Annotated in this window: 2 protein-coding genes; one reads left to right on the top strand and one right to left on the bottom strand. The window is 35.0% G+C overall.

Annotated features, from left to right (window positions below):
- Positions 1-3: 3 nt before the first annotated feature.
- Complete coding sequence (locus ED2_RS14410) at positions 4-213, bottom strand: tyrosine-type recombinase/integrase (protein ID WP_025479953.1); 210 nt, start codon at positions 211-213, stop codon at positions 4-6.
- Between the two features lie 296 nt (positions 214-509).
- Between ED2_RS14410 and ED2_RS14405 the strand changes: the two genes are divergently transcribed.
- Positions 510-2285, top strand: a complete 1776-nt coding sequence (locus ED2_RS14405; RefSeq protein WP_016176421.1) for a hypothetical protein — start codon at positions 510-512, stop codon at positions 2283-2285.

Genomic DNA, 2285 nt, shown 5'->3' with positions numbered 1-2285 from the left:
TTTTTAGCCATCCTTTTTTGGTAACGAAATGATTTGGCCAGAAACTTTTCGTTCCTGATTATTGATGTAATCATTGAACTTATTTGATGCTCGTTCAATGACCTCCGTTGAAACTTGAGCATAAATTTGAGTAGTGGAAATATCTTTGTGTCCCAACAACTCTTTTATATCCTCAAGTGGAACGCCAGCCTCTCGAAGAGTTACTGCAATCAACTATTTTAGTTGTGCAAGAACAATATTCCTAGAATCAGAAAGACAGCGAGATTGGGCAAAAAAATCCATGAATAATAGCCTATCACAGACGAAATGATTGATTTAATGGACTGTATCACAGAGATTCATTTAGCGAACAAGTACATAAATTTCCATAAAGTTGCGTTGTTGTCAGTTTATTTTGATATAATTATTTCGAGAACAAATCAAGGGGTGACGATGTTGAATCAGGTAAAAAATGATTTTCTCAATAGGAGAACAAAAGGTGAGGTAAACCGAAGGAAAGGATTTGATCAATGAAGAAAATGCAAGCAGCACTTACTTATTGCAAAGGCAAAGCAAGTTACTTTATTCTAGGAACTGCCATTATACTTACATTGTTTCGTCTTTACTTATACTATAAAGCAACATACAGTATCGATATGACAGCGGCGTATGACGATCAGCTGTTTATTCATCATGCACAAAATTTGTTAAAAGGGAATTGGTTAGGAGATTATGATTCGAAAACTCTCTCAAAAGGGATTTCTTACAGTTTGTTTCTAGCTTTAGCAAATAAGCTGCATCTTCCATACTCGATACTATTTGGAAGTTTCAATATTTTTGCGAGTTTCTTGATGGCATTAAGTTTACGACCCATTGCCAAAAATCGAGGGTACTTACTTATTATCTATCTCTATTTCTTGTTTTCACCGATTAGTTTTACAACTGAATATTCTACTCGAATCTATCGAAATGCAATTGTTATCCCGTCAGTGACAGTGATAGTGGCTTGCTTATTAGCTATCTATTTTAGAAAATATCGCTCCATCAAAAGTATTTTACCGTGGATCACTATACTAGCCATTATTTTTCCTTTTTACTGGTTTATACGTGAGGACTCCATTTGGTTGCTTCCATTTGTTGTAATGGCATTATTGATTAGTTTTATCCAAATAATTATAGGCCCAGATTTTAAAATAAAAAAAGAGAAAAAGCTGATGACAGCCCAGTTGAAAATCAATAAACAAAAAGTAGGAAAGCTGTGTTTATTTGTACTTCCTGCAGTGACTTTCATGTTAACGTCTCAATTCTTAGGACATAAGAATGAGGAAGTATATGGGTTAAATACACTAAATGACCGTTCCAGTGGCGAATTTGCGCAAGTAATGAAAAATCTGATCCGTTTAGATGATGGAACAGATATAAATGAAAAAAATAGTCGGATTTGGGTATCACATGAAGCACTAAATAAAGCAGTGGCGGCTTCGCCAACTTTTTCAAAAGAAGCTGATCGAATCAATGAATTGTATACTACGCATGCTTGGACGGAAGCAGGAAAAGTGAAGGAATTAAAAGGAGATATCATTTTTTGGGCATTAAGAGATGTGATCAGTGAATCTGGGTATTATCATAATAATGCGAAACAAACAAATGATTTTTGGAAAAAAGTGAACGAGGAATTAGCAAAAGCATATGAGACGGGAAAATTGAAGAAAAAGAAAGAGTTCTATTTAATGGGAACTGGAGATGGAAAGATAGCAAGTGATGTTCCTGTACTGCTCGACTTTTTTAAAACAGCATATACTTATAACCTTTTTTATAAAGACTTCCATCAAGGGGGAAATTATAGCTTTGGTACACATGATGAAGTAGAGCAAGCACAAAAATTATTGCGAGTCCCTCTATTAAATAATTGGATCAATAGTGAAGACCCGCATACACCGGTCTTGGTTCTATCGAGACCAGCAAAAATAGCTACAAGCTTCATTACACTTTATCAGAAGACCAGTGGTGTGATTCTTATCTTTTCTCTAGTAAGCAGCCTGTTTTTAGCGATTGGAGTTTTCCATGCGAAAAAGGATAAAAAACTTTATTGTTCAATTTTGGTGATTTTTTTAGGGTTAGTTCTGACGCAATTCCTGTTTTTATTTGGAGTTTCATGGTTCTGCTCTTATTCGCCAGAACAAAAAGAGTACTTTTTAAGTGTCTATACAGGTGCTGGGGTGCCTATCATGCAGACTGCGATCATTTTGATATTGCTAGGGATGAGTAGGGTACAATGGAAAAAAGCAAAGAATGTAAAAAAATAA

This window comes from Enterococcus durans NBRC 100479 = LMG 10746, from assembly GCF_001544215.1.
Taxonomy (GTDB): Bacteria; Bacillota; Bacilli; order Lactobacillales; family Enterococcaceae; genus Enterococcus_B; species Enterococcus_B durans.
The sequence above is the reverse complement of the archived record's forward strand: the minus strand, read 5'-3'. Positions and strand labels throughout refer to the sequence as shown.